Source organism: Terrabacter sp. 2YAF2 (assembly GCF_052114705.1).
GTDB lineage: Bacteria > Actinomycetota > Actinomycetes > Actinomycetales > Dermatophilaceae > Terrabacter.
Map to the genome: position 1 here is coordinate 335,628 of NZ_JBFRFG010000001.1, position 20,011 is coordinate 355,638.

Annotated in this window: 16 protein-coding genes; 6 read left to right on the forward strand and 10 right to left on the reverse strand. The window is 71.9% G+C overall.

Translation table 11 applies throughout. The features are described from left to right. The first annotated feature begins 106 nt into the window (after positions 1–106). Both AB4030_RS01560 and AB4030_RS01565 read left to right on the forward strand, forming a co-directional pair. Positions 107–2,284, forward strand: coding sequence for a DEAD/DEAH box helicase (locus AB4030_RS01560; RefSeq protein ID WP_442277415.1), 2,178 nt, complete (start codon positions 107–109; stop codon positions 2,282–2,284). Positions 2,285–2,425: 141 nt separating this feature from the next. Then, positions 2,426–3,466: a zinc-dependent alcohol dehydrogenase family protein gene (locus AB4030_RS01565; RefSeq protein WP_442277687.1), complete on the forward strand. Its 1,041-nt coding sequence runs from the start codon at positions 2,426–2,428 to the stop codon at positions 3,464–3,466. Positions 3,467–3,524: 58 nt separating this feature from the next. Here AB4030_RS01565 and AB4030_RS01570 read toward each other — a convergent pair whose 3' ends face one another. Further along, positions 3,525–4,025 carry a GNAT family N-acetyltransferase gene (locus AB4030_RS01570; RefSeq protein ID WP_442277416.1) on the reverse strand — a complete coding sequence of 167 codons (501 nt, stop codon included), beginning with the start codon at positions 4,023–4,025 and terminating at the stop codon, positions 3,525–3,527. Between the two features lie 10 nt (positions 4,026–4,035). Then, positions 4,036–6,078, reverse strand: coding sequence for an NAD(+) synthase (locus AB4030_RS01575; RefSeq protein ID WP_442277417.1), 2,043 nt, complete (start codon positions 6,076–6,078; stop codon positions 4,036–4,038). 126 nt (positions 6,079–6,204) lie between these two features. On the opposite strand from AB4030_RS01575, the gene AB4030_RS01580 reads away from it, so the two are divergent. Then, positions 6,205–6,633, forward strand: a complete 429-nt coding sequence (locus AB4030_RS01580) for a pyridoxamine 5'-phosphate oxidase family protein (protein WP_442277418.1) — start codon at positions 6,205–6,207, stop codon at positions 6,631–6,633. Between the two features lie 209 nt (positions 6,634–6,842). Here AB4030_RS01580 and AB4030_RS01585 read toward each other — a convergent pair whose 3' ends face one another. After that, positions 6,843–8,036, reverse strand: a complete 1,194-nt coding sequence (locus tag AB4030_RS01585) for a glycine C-acetyltransferase (RefSeq protein ID WP_442277419.1) — start codon at positions 8,034–8,036, stop codon at positions 6,843–6,845. Positions 8,037–8,113: 77 nt separating this feature from the next. Continuing rightward, positions 8,114–9,022 carry an alpha/beta fold hydrolase gene (locus AB4030_RS01590; protein ID WP_442277420.1) on the reverse strand — a complete coding sequence of 303 codons (909 nt, stop codon included), beginning with the start codon at positions 9,020–9,022 and terminating at the stop codon, positions 8,114–8,116. Positions 9,023–9,123: 101 nt separating this feature from the next. On the opposite strand from AB4030_RS01590, the gene AB4030_RS01595 reads away from it, so the two are divergent. After that, positions 9,124–9,951 (forward strand): caspase family protein, encoded by an 828-nt coding sequence (locus AB4030_RS01595; protein ID WP_442277421.1) that lies wholly within the window; start codon positions 9,124–9,126, stop codon positions 9,949–9,951. A gap of 3 nt (positions 9,952–9,954) precedes the next feature. Next, entirely contained in the window at positions 9,955–13,119 is a 3,165-nt protein-coding gene (locus AB4030_RS01600) for a CHAT domain-containing protein (protein ID WP_442277422.1), read from the forward strand. On the opposite strand, the gene AB4030_RS01605 is transcribed toward AB4030_RS01600, so the two are convergent. From AB4030_RS01605 to tdh, 5 genes are all read right to left on the reverse strand, one after another. Beyond that, positions 13,109–13,234, reverse strand: coding sequence for a hypothetical protein (locus AB4030_RS01605; protein WP_442277423.1), 126 nt, complete (start codon positions 13,232–13,234; stop codon positions 13,109–13,111). The two genes, AB4030_RS01600 and AB4030_RS01605, sit on opposite strands and share 11 nt — an antisense overlap. A 221-nt stretch (positions 13,235–13,455) precedes the next feature. Beyond that, a complete protein-coding gene (locus AB4030_RS01610; protein WP_442277424.1) occupies positions 13,456–15,021 on the reverse strand; it encodes a Na+/H+ antiporter in 1,566 nt (521 codons plus the stop codon). A 53-nt stretch (positions 15,022–15,074) separates the two neighbouring features. Then, complete coding sequence (locus AB4030_RS01615) at positions 15,075–15,455, reverse strand: YrdB family protein (protein WP_442277425.1); 381 nt, start codon at positions 15,453–15,455, stop codon at positions 15,075–15,077. Next, positions 15,452–16,123 carry an alpha/beta fold hydrolase gene (locus AB4030_RS01620; RefSeq protein WP_442277426.1) on the reverse strand — a complete coding sequence of 224 codons (672 nt, stop codon included), beginning with the start codon at positions 16,121–16,123 and terminating at the stop codon, positions 15,452–15,454. Before AB4030_RS01620 ends, AB4030_RS01615 begins: the two co-directional genes overlap by 4 nt. 11 nt (positions 16,124–16,134) lie before the next feature. After that, positions 16,135–17,172: an L-threonine 3-dehydrogenase gene (gene tdh / locus AB4030_RS01625; RefSeq protein ID WP_442277427.1), complete on the reverse strand. Its 1,038-nt coding sequence runs from the start codon at positions 17,170–17,172 to the stop codon at positions 16,135–16,137. A 32-nt stretch (positions 17,173–17,204) separates the two neighbouring features. Here tdh and AB4030_RS01630 point away from each other — a divergent pair, with 32 nt between their 5' ends. Then, positions 17,205–17,675 carry a Fur family transcriptional regulator gene (locus AB4030_RS01630; protein ID WP_442277428.1) on the forward strand — a complete coding sequence of 157 codons (471 nt, stop codon included), beginning with the start codon at positions 17,205–17,207 and terminating at the stop codon, positions 17,673–17,675. A 140-nt stretch (positions 17,676–17,815) separates the two neighbouring features. Here AB4030_RS01630 and AB4030_RS01635 read toward each other — a convergent pair whose 3' ends face one another. Beyond that, positions 17,816–20,011 carry an alpha-galactosidase gene (locus AB4030_RS01635; RefSeq protein WP_442277429.1) on the reverse strand — a complete coding sequence of 732 codons (2,196 nt, stop codon included), beginning with the start codon at positions 20,009–20,011 and terminating at the stop codon, positions 17,816–17,818.

The window sequence follows — 20,011 nt, forward strand, 5'->3', positions numbered from 1 at the left end:
ATGGCGCGTCCACCGGGACTCGAGCCGAGTCCGCCGCCGACACCGGCTGACGGTGTCGTCCGGGGGGCCCAGCCCGCTCGACGTCCTCCGCGTCATCAGGAGGAACATGGCAACGCGCGTCCGCCGCCGACCGACCGACGGCCAGGGCTCGAAGCAGGTCCAGAACAACGGCCAGCGAAAGACGACCCAGCGCCGGGACGAACCGGCCCCGCTCATCCCCGTGCTCGCGCGCCGGGTCCGCGAGGTGGAGGCCCGCGTCTCCAGCAAGGGCAAGGCCAGCCCGACGAACCGAACGAAGTTCCTCGTCGTAGCCCTCCTCATGCGCTCGGAGCGCGCCCGGGTCCGTGAGGACACCTCGATCCCGTCGGCGACCCGCGCCGACCTGCTCAAGCGACTCGACGGCATCGCGACGATCCTCGCGCAGGTCGCGGCCCGGGACACGAGCCTGCTGACGCTGCTCGACGCCAACGCCAAGCCCGGCCCCGCGGCGCAGCAGATGCGCCGCGACTGGCTGCTCGAGTCGGGCGCCGAGCTCGCCGAGGAGGACCTGGTCATCACGGCCCCCGAGCCGCCGCGACCCGTCGTCCCGGCCCAGATCGCAGCGCGGCAGGTCATGCCGCAGTCGGTGCCGTCACGCGCACTAGCCAACCCGTTCCTCACGCCTGACCTCGGCCGCGTCCAGAGCGACTACCACCCCAACCGCCTCGCCGGCTGGGACCTGCTCACCCCGCTCTACCGCGCCTTCGAGCAGGGCGCCGGCGGCGAGGCCGCGTCGATGGACCTGCCCCCGACGCCGCAGATCGACCGCTTCTCCCCGCCCGGTTCGCAGCTGATGGTCCACCAGTCACGGTTCCTCCAGAGCGTCCAGGAGGGTCACCGCACCTTCCTGCTCGCCGACGAGCCCGGCCTCGGCAAGACGGCCCAGTCGGTCATGGCCGCCTCGATCGCGGGCGCCTACCCGATGCTCGCCGTCGTGCCGAACGTCGTGAAGATCAACTGGGCCCGTGAGGTCGAGCGCTGGACGCCGCAGCGGCGCGTCACGGTCATCCACGGTGACGGCAACGACGTCGACGCCTTCGCCGACGTGTTCGTCGTCAACTACGAGATCCTCGACCGCCACTTCGGCTGGCTCTCGAGCTTCGGCTTCCGCTCGATGGTCGTCGACGAGGCCCACTTCATCAAGAACCTCGGGTCGCAGCGCTCGCAGCAGGTGCTCGCCCTCGGCGACCGGCTGCGGTCGAGCACCCCGGGTGGCGACCCGCTCCTCATCGCCCTCACCGGCACGCCGCTCATCAACGACGTCAAGGACTTCGACGCGATCTGGCGCTTCCTCGGCTGGATCAAGGACGGCAAGCCGACGGCCGAGATCCTCCGTCGCCTCGACGACACCGGCCACACGCCCGCCGACCGCGCCTTCTACCCCGAGGCCCGCCGCGCCGTCATCGACATGGGGATCGTGCGCCGCCGCAAGGTCGATGTCGCCAAGGACCTGCCTGACAAGCGGATCGCCGACATCACCGTCGAGCTCGACGACGACCTCGGTCGCTCGGTCCGCGAGGCCGAGCGTGCCCTCGGACGGCGCCTGGCCCAGCGCTACCGGGCCCTCCTGGCCCAGGGCGACGGGCGCGAGGAGGACGGTGAACCGGACACCGCGCTGATGCGCCGGGTCGCGGCCTCGGAGCTGCGGGCCGCATCGGCAGAGAAGGGCACCGACAACGTGTTCTCGCTCGTGCGCCGCATCGGACAGGCCAAGGCGACGCTCGCCGCGGACTATGCCGTGCAGCTGTCGCACTCGGTCGGCAAGGTCGTCTTCTTCGCCAAGCACATCGATGTCATGGACGCTGCCGAACGCGTGCTGGCCTCGGCGGGCCTGCGCACCGTGTCGGTCCGCGGTGAGCAGACCTCCAAGCAGCGCCAGGAGGCCATCGACGCCTTCCAGAAGGACCCCGGCGTCGCTGTCGCGGTCTGCTCGCTGACCGCCGCAGGAGTCGGCCTCAACCTGCACGCCGCCTCCAACGTCGTGCTCGCGGAGCTGTCGTGGACGGCGGCGGAGCAGCAGCAGGCCATCGACCGGGTGCACCGCATCGGTCAGGACGAGCCGGTCACCGCGTGGCGCATCCTCGCCTCCGGCACCATCGACTCCAAGATCGCCGAGCTCATCGACGCCAAGCAGGGTCTCGCCGCGCGGGCCCTCGACGGCAGCGACGAGGACGTCACGTCCGGTGACACCCTCCAGCTCGACGCCCTCGTCGAGCTGCTGCGCCAGGCGCTGGTCGAGGTCTGACCGCCGAGCGACCCCGGGCCCCTGGTCCCGTCCCGGAGCACCCGGGGGCGGGACGTATGGCCCTACCTCCTCATCGGTCCCGGCGATGGACTGGACGCGTGCCGCGGCCCGCGGTCACGAGGAGGAGACATGAGCACCACCATGCACGCGATCGTCTACCACGGCCCCGGCCAGAAGGCGTGGGAGGAGGTGCCGAAGCCGACCATCCAGGTCGACACGGACGCGATCGTCAAGGTCGACACCGTCACCATCTGCGGCACCGACCTGCACATCCTCAAGGGCGACGTCGCCGCCGTCACCGACGGCCGCATCCTCGGCCACGAGGCGGTCGGCACGGTCGAGCAGGTCGGCCCGGGAGTCAAGAACGTCAAGCCCGGTGACCGGGTGCTCGTCTCCTGCATCACCGCGTGCGGTGCCTGCCGCTACTGCCGGGAGGGCAGCTACGGCCAGTGCATCGGCGGTGGGGGCTGGATCCTCGGCCACAAGATCGACGGCACACAGGCGGAGTACGTCCGGGTCCCCTTCGCGGACACGTCGACGTATGCCGTCCCCGAAGGAGTGACTGACGAGGAAGTACTCATGCTCGCCGACATCGGGCCCACGGGCTACGAGGTCGGTGTGCTGAACGGCCGGGTCCGTCCCGGTGACGTCGTAGCGGTGGTGGGCGCCGGCCCGGTCGGGCTCTCCGCCATCATGGGTGCCAAGCTCTTCAGTCCGGCGCACGTCGTGGCCATCGACCTGGCCGATGCCCGACTCGAGGCGGCCAAGCAGTTCGGGGCCGACATCACGGTGAACCCCTCCCGCGAGGACGCCGTCGCGATCGTCCGTGACCTGACGCAGGGTCTCGGCGCCGACGTCGCCATCGAGGCGGTCGGGGTGGCACCGACGTTCGAGCAGTGCACAGCCCTGGTCCGCCCGGGTGGCACTGTCGCCAACGTGGGAGTCCACGGCGGCCCGGCCACCCTGCACCTGGAGGAGCTCTGGATCAAGAACGTCACGATCACGACGGGACTCGTCGACACGTACTCGACGCCGACCCTGCTCCGGCTGCTGGCCGCGCACCAGGTCGACCTGGCCCGGTTCGTCACGCACCGTTTCCCGATGGGTGACTTCCTGCAGGCCTACGACACGTTCGCGGACGCCGCGAGCACGCGAGCCCTCAAGGTGGTGCTCACCGCCTGAGAATCGAGAGAGCAATCCGACGCCTCGGTGAGGCGACGGATTGCTCTCTCGATCGGGGTCAGAGGTCGATGTGCATGATCCGCAGGCCCACGCGCTCCCCCGACGGGAGCTCGTGGGCCCGCGGGACGGTGCCCACGACCGTGAAGCCGAGGCTCTCGTAGAGCTTGACGGCACCGGTGTTGGTCGCGACGACGGCGTTGAACTGCATGGCGGCATAACCGGACTCGCGCGCCCACTCGAGCGAGTCGACGACGAGCGCACGTCCGACTCCGCGGCCGCGCGCCGCTGCGGCCACCATGTAGCTCGCGGTCGCGACGTGCGCGCCGGGGCCGGGCCGGTTGCGGCCCATCTTCGCCGTGCCGAGGAGCCGGCCGCCGTCGAGGGCGACGGTCACCCGGCCGCCCGGGCCGTTCTCGAGCCAGAGGCTGCGCGCCTCGTCCTCGGTGAGGTCGGTCGGGTAGGGGAAGGTGTCGCCGCCGCGGACGACGTCCTCGATGACGGGCCACACGAGCGGCCAGTCGGTGTCGTCGTGGTCGCGGACGAGGATCTTCGATGCCACTCTGACCGCCTTACTTCGGGGGGACGTTCGCCTCGAGCTCGTTCAGCCACGTCACGGAGGTCGCGTCCGACGGCATACGCCAGTCGCCACGCGGTGACAGCGAGCCGCCCGCGACGACCTTGGGACCGTTGGGCAGCGCGGAGCGCTTGAACTGGTTGGCGAAGTAGCGCTGGACGAAGACCTCGAGCCAGTGCCGGATCGTCGCGAGGTCGTATGCCGTCCGCTCGGCCTCCGGGAACCCCGCGGGCCACTCCCCCGCCTCGCTGTCGCGCCAGGCGTTCCACGCGAGGTAGGCGATCTTGGACGGACGGTAGCCGCGACGCAGCACGTGGAAGAGCGTGAAGTCCTGCAGGGCGTACGGCCCGATCCTGGCCTGCGTGCTCTGCGGCTTCTCGCCCTCCTTCGCGGGGACCAGCTCGGGGCTGATCTCGGTGTCGAGGATCGAGGTCAGCGTCTCGGACACCTCCTCGTCGAACTGGTGCGACGAGACCACCCAGCGGATCAGGTGCTGCATCAGCGTCTTCGGCACGCCCGCGTTGATGCCGTAGTGGCTCATCTGGTCACCGACGCCATAGGTGCACCAGCCGAGCGCGAGCTCGGACAGGTCCCCTGTCCCGAGCACGATGCCGCCGCGCTGGTTGGCGATGCGGAAGAGGTAGTCGTAGCGCAGCCCGGCCTGGACGTTCTCGAAGGTGACGTCGTAGACCTGCTCGCCGCGACCGAAGGGGTGGCCCATCGCCTCGAGCATCTGGGTCGCGGCGGGTCGGATGTCGAGCTCCTCCCACGTCACCTCGAGCGACTCCATCAGGGCGATCGCGTTGGCCTTCGTGTGGTCGCTCGTCGCGAAGCCGGGCATCGTGAAGGCGAGGATGTCGCTGCGGGGCCGGTCGAGCCGGTCCATGGCCTTGGCCGCGACGATGAGCGCGTGGGTCGAGTCGAGACCGCCCGAGATGCCGATGACGACCTTGGGCTGGCCGATGGCGCGCAGGCGCTGCTCGAGCCCGGAGACCTGGATGTTGTACGCCTCGTAGCAGTCGAGCGCGAGGCGGTCCTCGTCGTCGGGCACGAAGGGGAATCGGTCCACCTTGCGGAGCAGCCCGAGGTCGCCGGTCGGCGGGTCGAGCTCGAGCTCGATGGTGCGGAAGCCGTCGGTGCGGGCCGCGAGGGTGCGCCGGTTGTCATCGAACGTGCCCTGCCGCTGCCTCTCCTGGCGGATCAGGTCGAGGTCGATGTCGGCCACCGACGCGCGGGGACCCTCGGGGAAACGCTCGCTCTGCGCGAGGAGGGCGCCGTTCTCGTAGACCATCGTCATGCCATCCCACGACAGGTCGGTCGAGCTCTCTCCCTCGCCGGCAGCGGCATAGAGGTAGGCGGCGAGACAGCGCACCGAGGCACTCCGGGCGAGCAGGTGGCGGTCCTCGGCGCGCGAGACGGTGATCGGGGAGCCGGAGATGTTCGTCAGGATCGTCGCGCCGGCGAGGGCTGCCTCGTGGCTCGGGGGGACGGGCACCCACATGTCCTCGCAGACCTCGACGTGGAGCACGAAACCGGGCACGTCCGTCGCCCGGAAGAGCAGGTCGGGTCCGAACGGGGCCCGGTCGCCCGCGACGTCGATGGTCTGGCCGCGCTGGTCGTCGCCGGGCGCGAAGTGCCGCCGCTCGTAGAACTCCCGGTAGGTGGGGAGGTAGGACTTCGGCGCGACACCGAGAATGCGGCCGCCGTGGATGACGACGCCGCAGTTGTAGACCCGGGAGCCCTTCTCCAGCGGTGCCCCCACGACGACCACCGGACGCAGGTCGGCGGTGGCCTCGGCGATCCGGGCGAGGGCGTCGTCGACCGCGTCGAGGAGCGGGTCCTGCAGGAACAGGTCGTCGATGGCGTAGCCCGAGAGGCACAGCTCGGGGAAGATCGCGAGCCCCACGCCGTCGTCGTCGAGGTCGCGCAGCTGGGCGATGACCGCGTCGGCGTTGCGCTCGGGGTCGACCGCGACGATCGGCAACGTGCACGCGGCGACACGGGCGAAACCCTGGGCCCACGAGCTGTAGAAGTCCATGGGCACAGTCAATCGCACGGCCACGTGTGACCGGTGACTCCTCGCCTGACCGGTGCGCCGGGCCCAGTTCTTACTACCATTGGTAGTAGCAAGGCAGTCGCGCTCCGGCATACCCAGGAGGTCATCATGTCGGACCAGAACCCGGTCCATGTGCTTCACCCCGAGGAGTCGTGGGGCTTCCTTCGCACCCACGAGTTCGGCCGCCTGGCCTTCCATCTCGTGGGCGAGGTGCACATCACGCCGATCAACTACGCGGTCGACGGCGAGCGTCTCATCTTCAAGACCGCGGAGGGCAGCAAGCTCTTCGGCGTCACGGCGAACACGGACGTCGCCTTCGAGGTCGACGAGATCGTCGGTGACCGCGCCACGAGCGTCATCGTCCGTGGCCGGGCCCGCACGCTCGAGGGGCAGGCGGCCTACATCGTCGAGCGCCTCCCGGTGCGCCCGTGGGTCGACACGCCCAAGTCCATCGTCGTCGCCATCGACGTCGACGAGATCTCCGGACGCCGCTTCGACCTGACCCGTCCTTGGCTGCGCGACCTGCCCACCGGCTGACCGGCTGACCGGCAACGGCAGTCGCCGTCGGCGCACCCCGAGGGCGTATGCCGTTGGCGTCTTGGCGTAGGCGGTCAACGCTGACAGGCGCCGAGCCGTGGCATGGCCGCGCGTGCTGCGTCGGTGCTGCGACCGGCGCAGCACTGACGCAGCACTCACGCTGGGGCGGTCGGGACGAGGGGCGACGCGAGCGAGCGTCTCGACCCGGATCAGCCGACGGCGTCCCGGGCGGCGACGAAGGCGTCGACACAGGCGCGCACGTCGGCCTCGGAGTGCGCGGCCGACAGCTGCACCCGGATCCGCGCCTTGCCGCGAGGCACGACGGGGAAGCTGAATGCGGTGACGTAGACGCCGTTGTCGAGCATGTGGTCGGCGATCTGCGCGGCCTGGCGGGCCCCGTCCTCGCCGGGGAACATGACCGGACGGATGGGGTGGGTGCCGGGCAGCAGCTCGAAGCCGGCCTCCGTCATGAGCGAGGAGAAGAGCGCCGTGTTGGCCTTGAGCGCCTCGCGCTTCTCGGCCGAGCTCTCGACGAGCTGCAGGGCGGCCATCGACCCCGCGACGACGGACGGGGCGACCGAGTTGCTGAAGAGGTAGGGCCGCGAGCGCTGGCGGAGCAGGTCGACGACCTCCTGGTGCGAGGAGACGTAGCCGCCGGAGGCGCCGCCGAGCGCCTTGCCGAGCGTGCCGGTGAGGATGTCGACGCGGTCCATCACGCCGAAGAGCTCGGGCGTGCCACGGCCGCCGTCGCCGACGAAGCCGACCGCGTGCGAGTCGTCGACGAACACGAGGGCGCCGAACTCGTCGGCCAGGTCGCAGATCTCGTCGAGGGGGGCGAAGGAGCCGTCCATCGAGAAGACGCCGTCCGTGACGACGACCTTGCGCTTGGCGCCGGCCGCGGCTGCAGCCTCGAGCTGTGCCCGCAGGTCGGTCATGTCGGCGTTCTTGTAGCGGTAGCGCATCGCCTTGGACAGCCGCACCCCGTCGATGATCGAGGCGTGGTTGAGCTCGTCGCTGATGATCGCGTCCTCGGCTCCGAAGAGCACCTCGAAGACGCCACCGTTCGCGTCGAAGCACGACGAGTAGAGGATCGTCGCCTCGGTGCCGAGGAACTCGCTGATCTCGTGCTCGAGGGAGGTGTGCAGCGTCTGGGTGCCGCAGATGAAGCGCACCGACGCCATGCCGAAGCCCCACTCGTCGAGCGCCTTCTTCGACGCGGCGACGACCGCGGGGTCGTTGGCCAGGCCGAGGTAGTTGTTGGCGCAGAAGTTGAGCGCCTCCGCCTTGCGGGTCGTGACGTGCGCCGACTGCGGTGAGGTCAGCTCGCGCTCGTTCTTGTAGAGGCCGGCGTCCTTGATCTCCTGCAGCGTGGCGGCGATCTCGTCCTTGACTGAGCCGTACATCGGTGTCCTTCGCGGGTCGTGCCGGTTTCGTGCCGGGCGGGGCGGGCGTCACCCAGCGTATGCCGCGTGGTCGCCTGTCACGGACGGGCCAGCGACAGCAGGTCGTCGAGGATGTCGGGCATCCGCATGAGCAGCGAGACGTGGCCCTGGCCCTCCATGAGGTGGGCCTGCGCCCCCGCGACGTTCGCGGCGAGCCACTGCCCGTGCGCGAAGGGCACCATGAGGTCCTCGCTCCCCTGCCACACGGCGACCGGGACCTGCACCGCGCGGACGTCGAAGCCCCACGGGCGGATCAGCATCAGGTCGTCGTCGTGCCACCCGATGATCCCCTGGGCGCCGGCATGACGCGAGGACGTCGAGAGGTACTCGGCGAGCTCGCCCGTCATCGCGGCCTGGTCCACCGGGGGCAGCAGGCCGCCCATCTCGCGCGCGATGTCGTCCGCCGTCGCGGAGAACAGCGGCGTGCCGTGCTCCTCGAGGAAGGCCGTCAGGGCCTCGCTGCCCTCAGCCATCGCCGCGAACTCAGCCACGTTCTCGGGCCCCATCCCCGCGGTGTGGTCGAAGCCCTCGGCGTCGGCTGGGGCGATGCCGACGCCGGAGGTGGCGGCCAGGCAGCGCCCGGAGAGCAGCGCCGCACAGGCGAGCGCCCGGGGCCCGCCGCCGGACCAGCCGAGGGTCACGAACGTGTCGTGGCCCAGGGCGTCGAGCACCGCGGCTGTGTCGGCGGCGTCGTCCGCCACGGTGGCGGTCGTGGCGCCGTCGGAGCGCCGCGTGGAGCGGCCGTAGCCGGGGCGTGAGTAGGAGATGGTGCGCAACCCGCGCTCGGCGGCTGGGCGCTCGAGGATGCCGAAGGGCACCGCAGCCTGGGGCGTGCCGTGGTGGAAGACGAGGGGCAGGCCGTCGGCCGGACCGGTGACGAGGACCTCGAGGTCTCGACCGTCGGCGGTGCGGACGAGCTGCGTGTCGTGGCTGGCCATGACCCTCATGCAACCACGCTGAACCGGGTGTATCACCGACCGCGGAGGAGAACACTGGGTTTCAGGGGGCCGCTGCTCCCACCGCGCGGCCCGGGTCCAAGGAGCTGACCATGTCCAAGCGCGCGCTGCTCATCGGGGTCAACGAGTACGCGATCCCGGGGGCCAACCTCCGCGGCTGCGTCAACGACGTGCACAACATCGCCGGCGCCCTCACCGAGCTCTACGGCTTCGCGGAGTCCGACATCACCATGCTCCTCGACGACGCCGCGACGAAGGCCGCGATGACGCAGGGCATCAGCGACCTCGTCGACACGGCGAAGCCCGGTGACGTCCTCTACCTCCACTACTCGGGCCACGGCTCCAACGTCCCCGACACCAGCGGCGACGAGACGACCGACCACCGCGACGAGATCCTCTGCCCGCACGACCTCGACTGGAACGACCCCCTCATCGACGACTGGCTGCGGACGACGTTCGACCGGCTCGACCCCCGCGCGTCGCTCACCGTGGTGATGGACTGCTGCCACTCCGGCAGCAGCACCCGCGAGCCGGTGCGCATCGGCGGCCCCGAGCCAGAGGTCATCTCGCGCTTCCTGCCCAACCCCGACGACGAGGCCGCTGGGGGCAGCTTCACGGGGACGCCGAGCCGGGTCCGGCGCCGTCGCCCGGACGCGGACGTCCACGCCGTCGACATCACCGAGACGCTCGTCAGCGGCTGCCGGGACGACCAGACCTCGGCCGACGCGGACATCGGCGGCGTCTACAACGGGGCCCTCACCCACTACCTCGTCCAGGCCATGCGCGAGGACCCCCAGGTGACCTACCGCGCGCTGCACGCGCGGACGCTCGCCGGCCTGCGTGGGAACTACGACCAGGTGCCGCAGCTCGAGGGCCGAGCCGCACGCCTCGACCAGATCTTCCTCTCCGGGACGGGTTGAGCCGTGTCGACCCTGGTGGGGGGCACGCCCCCGACGCCGCCCGAGCCGGATGCCGTCCCGGCGGTCGAGGAGACGCCCGTCCTCGACGAGCAGCCCCTGCCCGTATCCGCGGCCGCGCCGGCAACCGTGTCCCCGCCCGCCCCCGCGTCGGCCCCCGCGTCGGCCCCCGCGTCTACCCTCGCGTCTGCGGCCGCGGCCGCGGCCGCGTCATCGCCCGCGCCCAGTCTGGGTGAGGGGGACGACGACGTCGACCCGTCCCGGCCCCGGACCCGCGTCCGGATCTCCCACGGCGACCTGCGCTTCGCTCGGCACCACGTCCTCGTCGGCCACTACCCCGGGAGCACCCTCGTCGGCGGCGAGGGTGCCCTCGACGAGCTGCTCGACGGGCGGCTGTCACGGGCCGCGATGCTCGGCATCTACCCGGGCCCGATCGAGACCTGCCAGGTCTTCACGGACCCGGAGCAGTGGAGCCGTCCGCCGGGCGCTGTGGTCGCCGGTCTCGGCCCGATCGGGGGGCTGAGCGCGGCGTCCCTGGCCCGCGCCATCGCCCACGCCTCGCTGACGGCCGCGCTCGGCCACCTGAAGGGCGGGGCATCGGCCCCTGACCCCGAGGTCAGGCAGGTGAGCCTCTCCAGCCTGCTCATCGGCACCGGCCAGGGCGGCCTGCCGGTGCGCGACAGCGTGCAGGCGCTGCTGACGGGTGTGCAGCGGGCCAACGACCGCCTCGCCGACACGCAGCTGCCGGTGCACATCGCCGAGATCGAGGTCGTCGAGCTGTGGCAGGACCGCGCCCTCCAGGCCGTCGAGTCCCTCGCGTCGTCCTTGACGAACGGCGAGCTCTCCGACTCCTTCACGGCCGAGCTTCGTCTCGAGGAGCGTCCGGGCCGTCAGCGCCGGCTGCTCTTCTCGGAGCCCACCGGCTGGTGGCAGCAGGTGCGGGTGTGCAGCGAGCCCGACGGGGGCCTCACCTTCGAGGCCTCCACCCGACGCGCGGGCACGCCGACGCGCACGGTCCCGACCCAGCGTGCCCTCGTCGACCGGCTCGTGGAGTCACTCGTCGACTCGCCGTCTCCCGACCCGTCGGCCGCCCGGACGCTCTTCGAGCTGCTCTTCCCCAACGACCTCAAGGCCCAGGCGCCCGACACGGACAACCTCGTGCTCCTCGTCGACCGCGGCTCGGCGCACTATCCGTGGGAGCTGCTCGACGACCAGGAGACGCAGGAGGACCGTGAGCCGCTCGGCGTGCGTCGTGGCCTGGTTCGACAGCTCGAGGGATCCTCGATGCGCAGTCACGTGCTCTCGGCGACGAGCAGCCGAGCGCTCGTCGTCGGGGACACCGCGAGCGGGCTCAGCGCCCTGCCGGCCGCCCAGAAGGAGGCTCGCAACGTCGCGAAGGCCTTGCGTGACAGTGGTTTCGAGGCGGAGCCGCTCATCGCCGAGAGCGGCACCAAGGTCGTCCAGGCCCTCTTCTCGACGTCCTACCGCGTCGTGCACCTCGCGGGTCACGGGGTCTACGAGTGGCCGCTCGGCGACGGCACGGACGCCACGGTCACCGGCATGGTGCTCGGCAACGGGATGTACCTCACGGCGGGCGAGGTGGGCCAGATGAGGCAGGTCCCCGAGCTCGTCGTCGTCAACTGCTGCCACCTCGGGTCGATGGGCCCCACCGGTCCGGCGAGCCCCGTCGGCCCGGCTGGCCCGAGCGGCCCGGGCGCGTCGGGCAGTCCGGGCGTATCACCAGGAACCGGGCAGCGGACCGGGAACTACCACCGCCTGGCGGCGAGCTTTGCCACCGAGCTCATCGACATCGGCGTGCGCGTCGTCGTGGCGTGCGGCTGGGCCATCGACGACGGCGCGGCGGCGACCTTCGCCACCACCTTCTACGACCGGATGCTGTCGGGCCTGACCTTCGGGGAGGCCCTCGCTGCCGCCCGGTGGCAGACGTGGAACGACCATCCGGCGGTCAACACCTGGGGTGCGTACCAGTGCTACGGCGACCCGGACTACCGGCTCGCGTCCGATGTCGTCGTGCACCGGGCCGCCACGGTGCGGCGGGCACCCGCGAGCGCCGACCAGGCGCGGGTCGAGATCGAGAACCTCAGCCAGTCGGTCGACGTCAGTCGCAACACGCGCTTCGGCCTCGACCGCCTGCGCGAGCTCTACGAGGCGCTCGCGCCCGAAGACCGCGAGGACGACGCGCTCCAGGTCCTCATCGCGCGCACCTACAACAAGTTCGGCGACTTCGACCGTGCCACGCAGTACTTCGAGCAGACGCTGGCGCACGGAGGCACTGCTCTGACCGTGCGCGACTTCGAGGTCTGGATCGACCAGGTGGTCCGCGCGGCGGCGACGGGCACCGACAGCGTCGACGACGCGGTTGCCACGATCGAGTCGGCCATCGACCAGCTGCGCACCCTTCTCGACAACCCCGCGGCCCTCGTCCTGGGCGCCCACGCGCCGGGGCGGGCGGGCGTTCTTCCCGGTGACGCGCGGGCCCCGGCTGCCGCGGTCGGCGTCGACCGGCTGTGGCGGGTGGCGAGCGCCTACAAGCGGCTCGCCCTCGTCACCTGCCCAGATCGGCCCGGCGGGGCGCGTGGCGCGGACTGGACCCAGACGCACGAAGCCCTGATCAACATGTCGGAGTGGTACGCCGCCGCACGAGCCGCGTCCGGGCCCACCGACCGGCGTCGGCACGGCGCCCTCGCGAACTGGCTCGCAGCAGAGCTGGCCCTGCGGTGGCGTCCGGTGGAGGGCCGTCCGGAGCTCGACCGGGCGGAGGCGCGCAGCCTCATCGACGAGGCGCTCACCGCCGCGCGTGAGGAGGCCTACCTGTCACCGACCTTCTGGACGGTCGCGGTCTACGGCGACCTGCGCGCGCTCGATGCCCTCTGGAGCCAGCGTGCCACGGCCGACGAGGCGCATGAGGTCCTCGACCTCTACCACCGGGCCAGCCAGCTCGGCAGCGAGGAGCAGCTGCGTCAGGTCCGCGACCAGGTCGACTTCCTCCTCGTCATGGCCGGCACCGAGGCGCTGCGCCGCGTCGAGTTCCTGAACACCCTGCGCGACGGCCTCGTCGCGCTCGACGCCTCCCCCGGCAACCCCGACGTCAGCGGGGACGCCGGAGGTACCGAGGGCACCGGGGCAGCCGAGGGCACGGTCACCGCCTGACGGCATTCCTCGCGTACGTCGCGCCGCCCGCGAAGCGGCGGTGACCCACCAGGTCCAGGTCGAGGCGTATGCCGTCCGGCAGGCGTGGCGTGCCGCCACCGACGACGACGGGCACCGTCAGCAGGCGCAGCTCGTCGACGATACCGGCCCGCAGCGCCTCGGCCGTGAGATCCGGGCGTAGTCGTGCCCGACGTCCTCGCTCGACCTGTCAGTCGGGGCGTCGGTCGGGGCGGTCTCCCAGTAGACCATCGTCTCGTAGAGGCGTCGCCCGCAGAGGTACGTGCCGACGTCGCGCTCAGGGCCCGGGCAGCGCGCTGTGGTCCCACGCTTTTCGCGTCAGTCGAAGTCGCGCAGTGCCCGGTTCTCGATGTCACGGAGCACCTCGTCGGCACTCCCGGCGGCGACCTCGCCGCGGCGGCGGGCCTCCAGGACGAGCTGCCGCTCGACGTCGCTGGCCCGGCGCAGGACCGCCTCGAGCTCACGCGCGCGCCGGTCGCTCGCCTCGTCGTCGCCCGACCGCGCCCGGTGGATGCTCTGCTGCGCGGTCAGGTAGCCCTCGTACTGCGCGAGCGCAGCGGTGCGCACGTCCTCGTCAAGCGTGGACGCCTCGTCTCGGATCTGCTCCAGCGCCGCCCTGCTCGCCCGTAGGCGCAGCTCCGCCACCTCCGCAGTCTCGTCCACGTCGCTGCCCACCCGCAGCGACCGGGTCAGCGGCGTCAGCGTCAGTCCCTGGACCACGAGGGTCACGAGGACGACAGCCAGCGCGACGGTGACCACCTGCGCGCGGTCCGGCAGCGGCTCGCCGGACGCGACCACCTCGGGCAGGGCCACCGCCGTGGCGACGGTGACGACCCCGCGCATGCCCGCCCACGCGACGACCGTCGACTCGCGCCAGCCGCTCGGCATGGGATCGTCCCGCCGCCGGGCGCGCAGCCGGCTGAGCCAGGCTGCGGGATAGATCCACACCGCCCGGAAGACCACGAGCGTCACGACGACGAGGAGCGCCAACCGCGCCGTGTCCGCTCCCGTGCCCGTGGAGCGGATGACGGCCACGAGCTCGAAGCCCAGGAGGGTGAAGACGACGCTGGTGATGAGGAAGTCGGAGTAGTCCCAGACCGCGCGACCGAGCAACCAGCCACCGGAGCTCGTCGCGTCGTGGGCGTAGGTGCGCAGGTAGAGCCCCAGCGTCAGCACGGCCAGGACCCCGGAGCCGTTGACGTGCTCCGCGCCGACGTAGGCGACGAACGGCACGAGCACCGTGACCGTCGTCTCGGCGTACGCGTCATGGATCCTTGCGAGCGCGAACCGGGCGACGACGCCGAGGACGAGGCCGCCCAGCACGCCGAGGATGACCGCCTCGAGGAGCTCGACGGCGACCTGTCCGCCCGTGATGCCGCCCGTGACGGCCGCGAGGATGGCCACCTTGTAGGCCACGAGGGCCGTCGCGTCGTTGAACATGCCCTCGCCCTCGAGGATCGTGACCAGACGATGAGGCAGGCGGAGCCGCCGGGCCACGGCCGTGGCCGCGACCGGGTCGGGCGGGGAGACGATGGCGCCCAGCACCCATGCCACCGACCACGACAGCCCGGCTGCGTGCGCGACGACGGCGACCACCGCCATGGTGGCCAGGGTGAGTCCGACGGCCAGCACGAACACTGGACGGGCGTGCTCGCGGAACTCCGTCACGGTCGTGCGCTGCGTCGCGGCGAACAGCAGCGGCGGCAACACCACCGGCAGGATCAGGGTGGGGTCGAAGGAGAGCGGGTTGACCGGCGTGACGAGTGCCAGGGCCAGCCCGAAGACGGTCAGCAGCACCGGTTGCGGCACCCGCACCCGGTCCGCGACCGGCGTGAGCACGATGACGCCGAGCATGACGACGAGGGCCAGCAGGAGGGTGCTCACCGTCTGAACCTACGTCTCCCGAACGGGGTGCGCAGGAGGCGTGCCCCCGGAGGTCAGGCCCTGCGCAGGGGGTGCGCGAAGGGGCCGACCCACATCAGCAGCGTGTTGACGACGACGACCACGCTGACCACGGCCGCCCATACGGGTGACAGGAGCGACCAGGCCACGAGCACGGCGGTCCCCAGCACCAGCACCTTGGTTGCGACGAGCAGCGCCGGGACCCGCACCCGCGCCCGGGGCGCCGCGAACAGGCCCCAGAGAACGACGGCACCCCCCGGCACGAGGATGCCGCCGAGGACGTGCGCGACGGTCGTCCCGCCGAGATGGGCACCCCAGACCGCGAGCAGCACCACGGCCAGCACCTCGACGCCGAACGCCAGCAGGTCGTTGGCGTTGACGCCACCGCCCGTCGGCCGTCCGGGCTGCTGGGTCATGCGTCGGGCTCGTCGAGGAAGGAATGGGTGAGGTCGGCGAGCTCGCGCGCCGACTCGGTGTTGACGAGCGGCCCGGCGCCGTCGATGACCTGCAGGCGCGCGGTCGACAGCTGCTTCGAGAGCTCTTGTGCGGCAGCGATGCCCGCCTTGTCCTTCGACCCGGCGACGAGCAGCACGGGCGCCGTGATCGTCCGCAGCGACTCGGTCCCGTCGAAGCCCTTGAGCGCGTCGAGCACGGCGAGCATCCGCGGGCGCGAGACACCGGCATCGACGAGCTTGCCCTCGGGAACGAGCCGCATCGCGAGCCGTTGCAGGCGCAGCGCTCCCTTGCTCGGTCGCACGAGCGCGCCGCCGAGGACGAGATGTCCGACGAGCTCGGGCCGCTCCACGGCGAGGCGCAGCGCGACGCTCGCACCGACCGACACCCCGACGAAGTCGGCCTGCCGCACGCCCTGCAGCTCGAGCTCGTCGGCGACGCCCGCGGCCGCGGCACCGAGGTCGAAGCCGACGGGGTCCTTGGGCTTGAGGCCCTTCATCCAGGGGGCGGTCATCGGACGACCGCCACCGTAGGCGGACACGAAGTCCTGCCACGCGATCGGCGACTGGCCGAGGCCGTGGAGGAGGACGAGCGGACGGGGACGGGCACTCGGGTCGGGAGCAGACGGCATACGAAAACCCTTCAGCTCCAGTCGAGGACGACCTTGCCGCACTGGCCGGACCGCGCGGTCTCGAAGGCCTCCTCCCACTGCTCGGCGGGGAAGCGGTGCGTGATGACCTGGGTGACGGCGGCGCGGAAGCGCTCGGACGTCGCGATCATCTGCGACATGGCGTACCACGTGTCGTACATCTCGCGGCCGTAGATGCCCTTGAGCGTGATCATGTGGGTGATGACCTTGCCCCAGTCGAGCTCGTAGGACTGGTGCGGCAGGCCGAGCAGCGCGATGCGGCCGCCGTGGTTCATGTTGGCGATCATGTCGGTGACGGCCGGCGCGGCGCCCGACATCTCGAGGCCGATGTCGAAACCCTCCTTCATGCCGAGGTGGGCCTGGGCGTCGGCGAGGCTCTCGCGCGTCACGTTGATCGTGAGGTCGGCGCCGGCGTGCTCCGCGAGCGTCAGGCGGTAGTCGCTCGCGTCGGTGACGACGACGTAGCGGGCGCCCGCGTGACGGGCGATCGCGGCGGCCATGACGCCGATCGGTCCGGCGCCGGTGATGACGACGTCCTCACCGACCATCGGCCACTGCAGGGCGGTGTGGGTGGCGTTGCCGAGCGGGTCGAAGACGGCCCCGAGGTCGGGGTCGAGGTCGGCGGGCTGGATCCACGCGTTGCTCGCCGGGATGACGACGTAGTCGGCGAAGGCGCCGTCGCGGTTGACGCCGATGCCCTGGGTGCGGATGCAGAGGTGGCGCCGGCCCGCCCGGCAGTTGCGGCAGCGACCGCACACGATGTGGCCCTCGCCGGACACGCGGTCGCCGACGGCGAAGCCCATGACGTCCGCACCGACCTCAGCGACCTCGCCGTAGAACTCGTGGCCGATGACGAGCGGCGGGGTGACGGTCGCCTGCGCCCAGTCGTCCCAGCCGGCCAGGTGCAGGTCGGTGCCGCAGAGGCCGGCCCGCAGGACGCGGATCTTGACGTCCCCGGGTCCACACTCGGGCTCCGGGCGGTCGACGAGGGTGAGGCCGGGGCCTGCGGTCAGCTTGGTGAGTGCGCGCACGGGGAGAGTCTGCCACTGCCGATAATGGGTGCGTGTCCCCCTCTGCCGAGAGCCCGCGCGTGGCCGGTGCCGTCTCCCGCCTCCGCTCAGCGGGTGAGCGCGTCACCCCGGCGAGGTATGCCGTCCTGCGCGTCGTCGACGCGGCCGACCTCGCCGACGAGCACCTCACGGCCGAGCAGATCGGCGCGCGCGTGGCCGACGCCGAGCCGTCCGTCCACCGGGCCACCGTCTACCGGACCCTCACCTCGCTCGTCGAGACCGGCGTCCTCTCCCACGTCCACCTCGGCGGTTCCGCCACGGTCTACCACCTCACCGAACGGGCACCGGCCGACGAGCACGACCACGCCCACGTCCAGTGCCACGTGTGCGGACGGGTGTTCGACGTGGCCCCGGACGTCTTCGACGGGGTGGCCCGGCGGCTGCTCGACGAGGTCGGCTTCGTCATCGACACCGGCCACGCGGCCCTGCTCGGCACCTGCCGGGAGTGCACCTCCGACGCCTGAGCACCCCCTGACCGTCGAGAGGCCACGCGTGGCCGCCTCGGTCACGTCGAAAGGCCACGGCTCAGCGGCCAGACGTGGCCTCTCGATGGTCTGGAGGCGGCCAGAAGTGGCCTTTCGACGGTGAGGGCGAGGGAGGTGAGTTACACCGCCCGGACGTCGAGGAGGTAGCCCTGTGCGGGGCCGACCACAGGGACGGGCAGGCCCACCCCGGTCAGCACCGCGCCGGGCACGACGAGGCCGTCATCGGCTAGGGCCTGCTGCCACCAGGCCGGCGCGACGTGCTGCACGACGGCGGGCAACCCCGCCTCGGCGCGGACGCGGACGGCATACGACCGGGCGGGGTCGAGGCCGGGGAGCGGGAGCGACCCGGTCACCGCGTCGCGGCCCGTCACGAGCCGGGCGATCGTGTATGCCGCGTGGCCCCGGTCGGCGTCGACCGTGCCCGTCACGAGCACGGTCGCGTCAGGGCTCTCGGAACGCACGAGGTCGCCGGTGTGCAGGAGCGGCCGCAGCTCACGCGCCAGCGCGGTCCAGCGGGTCAGTGCCGCGAGCTCGTCGTCGGAGCACGTCGTGATGTCCCACTCCAGACCGGGGTGGCCCTGGAGCGCCATGAGCATGCGGAAGCCGAGGTCGACCACGCGGTGCGTCGTGTGTGCGGTGCCCGGACCGATGTGGGTGCCCATCAGCTCGGCCGGCACGAGCAGGCTGGTCCAGCGCTGGATGCTGGCCCGCTCGAGCGCGTCGTTGCAGTCGCTCGTCCAGATGCGGTCGGTATGGTTGAGCACCTCGAGGTCCACGCGCGCACCACCGCTGCTGCACGACTCGATCTCGAGCTGCGGGTGCCGCGCCCGGAGGTCGTCGAGCAGCCGGTAGTAGGCGAGGGTGTGGGCGTGCACCGCCGGGGCGTCGACGCGTCGACCACTCGGCCCGTCGACGGTGTGGACGGCCTCGAGGAGGTCCCGGTTGTGGTCCCACTTGATGTAGTCGATGCCGATGTCGGAGACGAGCCCGCTGATCCGTTCGAGCAGCTGCTCGAACGCCGCCGGGTTCGTCAGGTCGACCAGCTGCTGCCAGCGCCACTCGCGTGGCGAGCCGGTGGCCGGGCGCAGCACCCAGTCGGGGTGCTGCCGCACGAGGTCGCTGTCCTCGTTGACCATCTCGGGTTCGAACCACAGGCCGAACTCGAGCCCGAGGCCCTTGACGTGGTCGACGAGCGGCCCCATGCCCTCGGGCCAGACGTCGGTCGACACGACCCAGTCGCCCAGGCCGGCACGGTCGTGCCGTCGTCCGCCGAACCAGCCGTCGTCGAGGACGAAGCGCTCGACGCCGATGCGGGCGGCCGTGTCGGCCAGGGACTTCAGGTGGTCGAGGTCGGTCTCGAAGTAGACGGCCTCCCACGTGTTGAGCACGACGGGCCTCGGACGAGAAGGGTGTCCGGGGCGCGCGCGAAGGCTGCGGTGGAGGCGGCGCGAGAGGCCGTCGAGCCCTTCGGTCGAGTGGACGAAGACGACCGTCGGGGCGGCATACGTCTCCCCGGGGGCGAGGCGCACCTCGCCGGGCGCGAGCAGCTCGCCGCCGCCGATCACGGCGTGGTGGCGTCCCGCGCCCTCCGGCAGCGCCTCGACGAGGTGCTCGTGGTTGCCGCTCCAGGCGGTGTGCACCGCCCAGACTTCGCCTGTGCGCCAGTCGAACCCGTGGGTGCCGGCCATGAGCAGGAGCGTCGCGTCGTGGCCGGTGCGGCCGCGACGGCTCGCGCGGAGGTGGGTGCCGTGGTCGAGCCGGCTGCGCTGCGGCGAGCGCTCGCGGCACCAGCGGCCCGTCAGGTCGAGCACCTCGTCGGCACGCAGCGGCAGCGGCAGGATCGCACGCAGGGCCGACACGTCGAGCGGCGCACTGTCGTCGCCCGTGTTGGTCACGGACGCGTCGACGCGGAGCACGCCGTGCTCGTCGAGGCTGTGCCGCAGCTCGAGGCGTATGCCGTCCGGCGAGCTCGCGCGCGTCACCACTGTGGCGCCCTCGGCCGCACACGTGACGTCGTGCCAGCGCACGGCACAGGCACCCCCGGCGCGGTGCCCCGACCAGCCGGGCGTGCCCTCCCAGCCGTCGACCTCGCCGGGCAGGACCGTGAGGGGCCAGGGCGCGTCGAGCGCGCTCGGGGGAACGGGCGCCGTCGTGACCGCGGCGAGGGCGGCATACGTCCCGGCGCCTCCCTCGAGCGCCGGGCCCCAGTGGACCACCTCGGGCAGCCCCGAGCCGCCGGGGCGCGGCTCGAGCACGAGCGCGGTCCCGGCGGACTCGATGTGGACGATGGACGGTTCGGTTGTCAGGTCGGTCAC

Bases quoted from the DNA above. Each gene is read 5' to 3' on its own strand.
- AB4030_RS01620 (WP_442277426.1), bottom strand. From the start codon at position 16,123: ATGCCGTCTGCTCCCGACCCGAGTGCCCGTCCCCGTCCGCTCGTCCTC.
- AB4030_RS01595 (WP_442277421.1), top strand. From the start codon at position 9,124: ATGTCCAAGCGCGCGCTGCTCATCGGGGTCAACGAGTACGCGATCCCG.
- AB4030_RS01615 (WP_442277425.1), bottom strand. From the start codon at position 15,455: ATGACCCAGCAGCCCGGACGGCCGACGGGCGGTGGCGTCAACGCCAAC.
- AB4030_RS01575 (WP_442277417.1), bottom strand. From the start codon at position 6,078: ATGGACTTCTACAGCTCGTGGGCCCAGGGTTTCGCCCGTGTCGCCGCG.
- AB4030_RS01585 (WP_442277419.1), bottom strand. From the start codon at position 8,036: ATGTACGGCTCAGTCAAGGACGAGATCGCCGCCACGCTGCAGGAGATC.
- AB4030_RS01590 (WP_442277420.1), bottom strand. From the start codon at position 9,022: ATGAGGGTCATGGCCAGCCACGACACGCAGCTCGTCCGCACCGCCGAC.
- AB4030_RS01560 (WP_442277415.1), top strand. From the start codon at position 107: ATGGCAACGCGCGTCCGCCGCCGACCGACCGACGGCCAGGGCTCGAAG.
- AB4030_RS01580 (WP_442277418.1), top strand. From the start codon at position 6,205: ATGTCGGACCAGAACCCGGTCCATGTGCTTCACCCCGAGGAGTCGTGG.
- AB4030_RS01565 (WP_442277687.1), top strand. From the start codon at position 2,426: ATGCACGCGATCGTCTACCACGGCCCCGGCCAGAAGGCGTGGGAGGAG.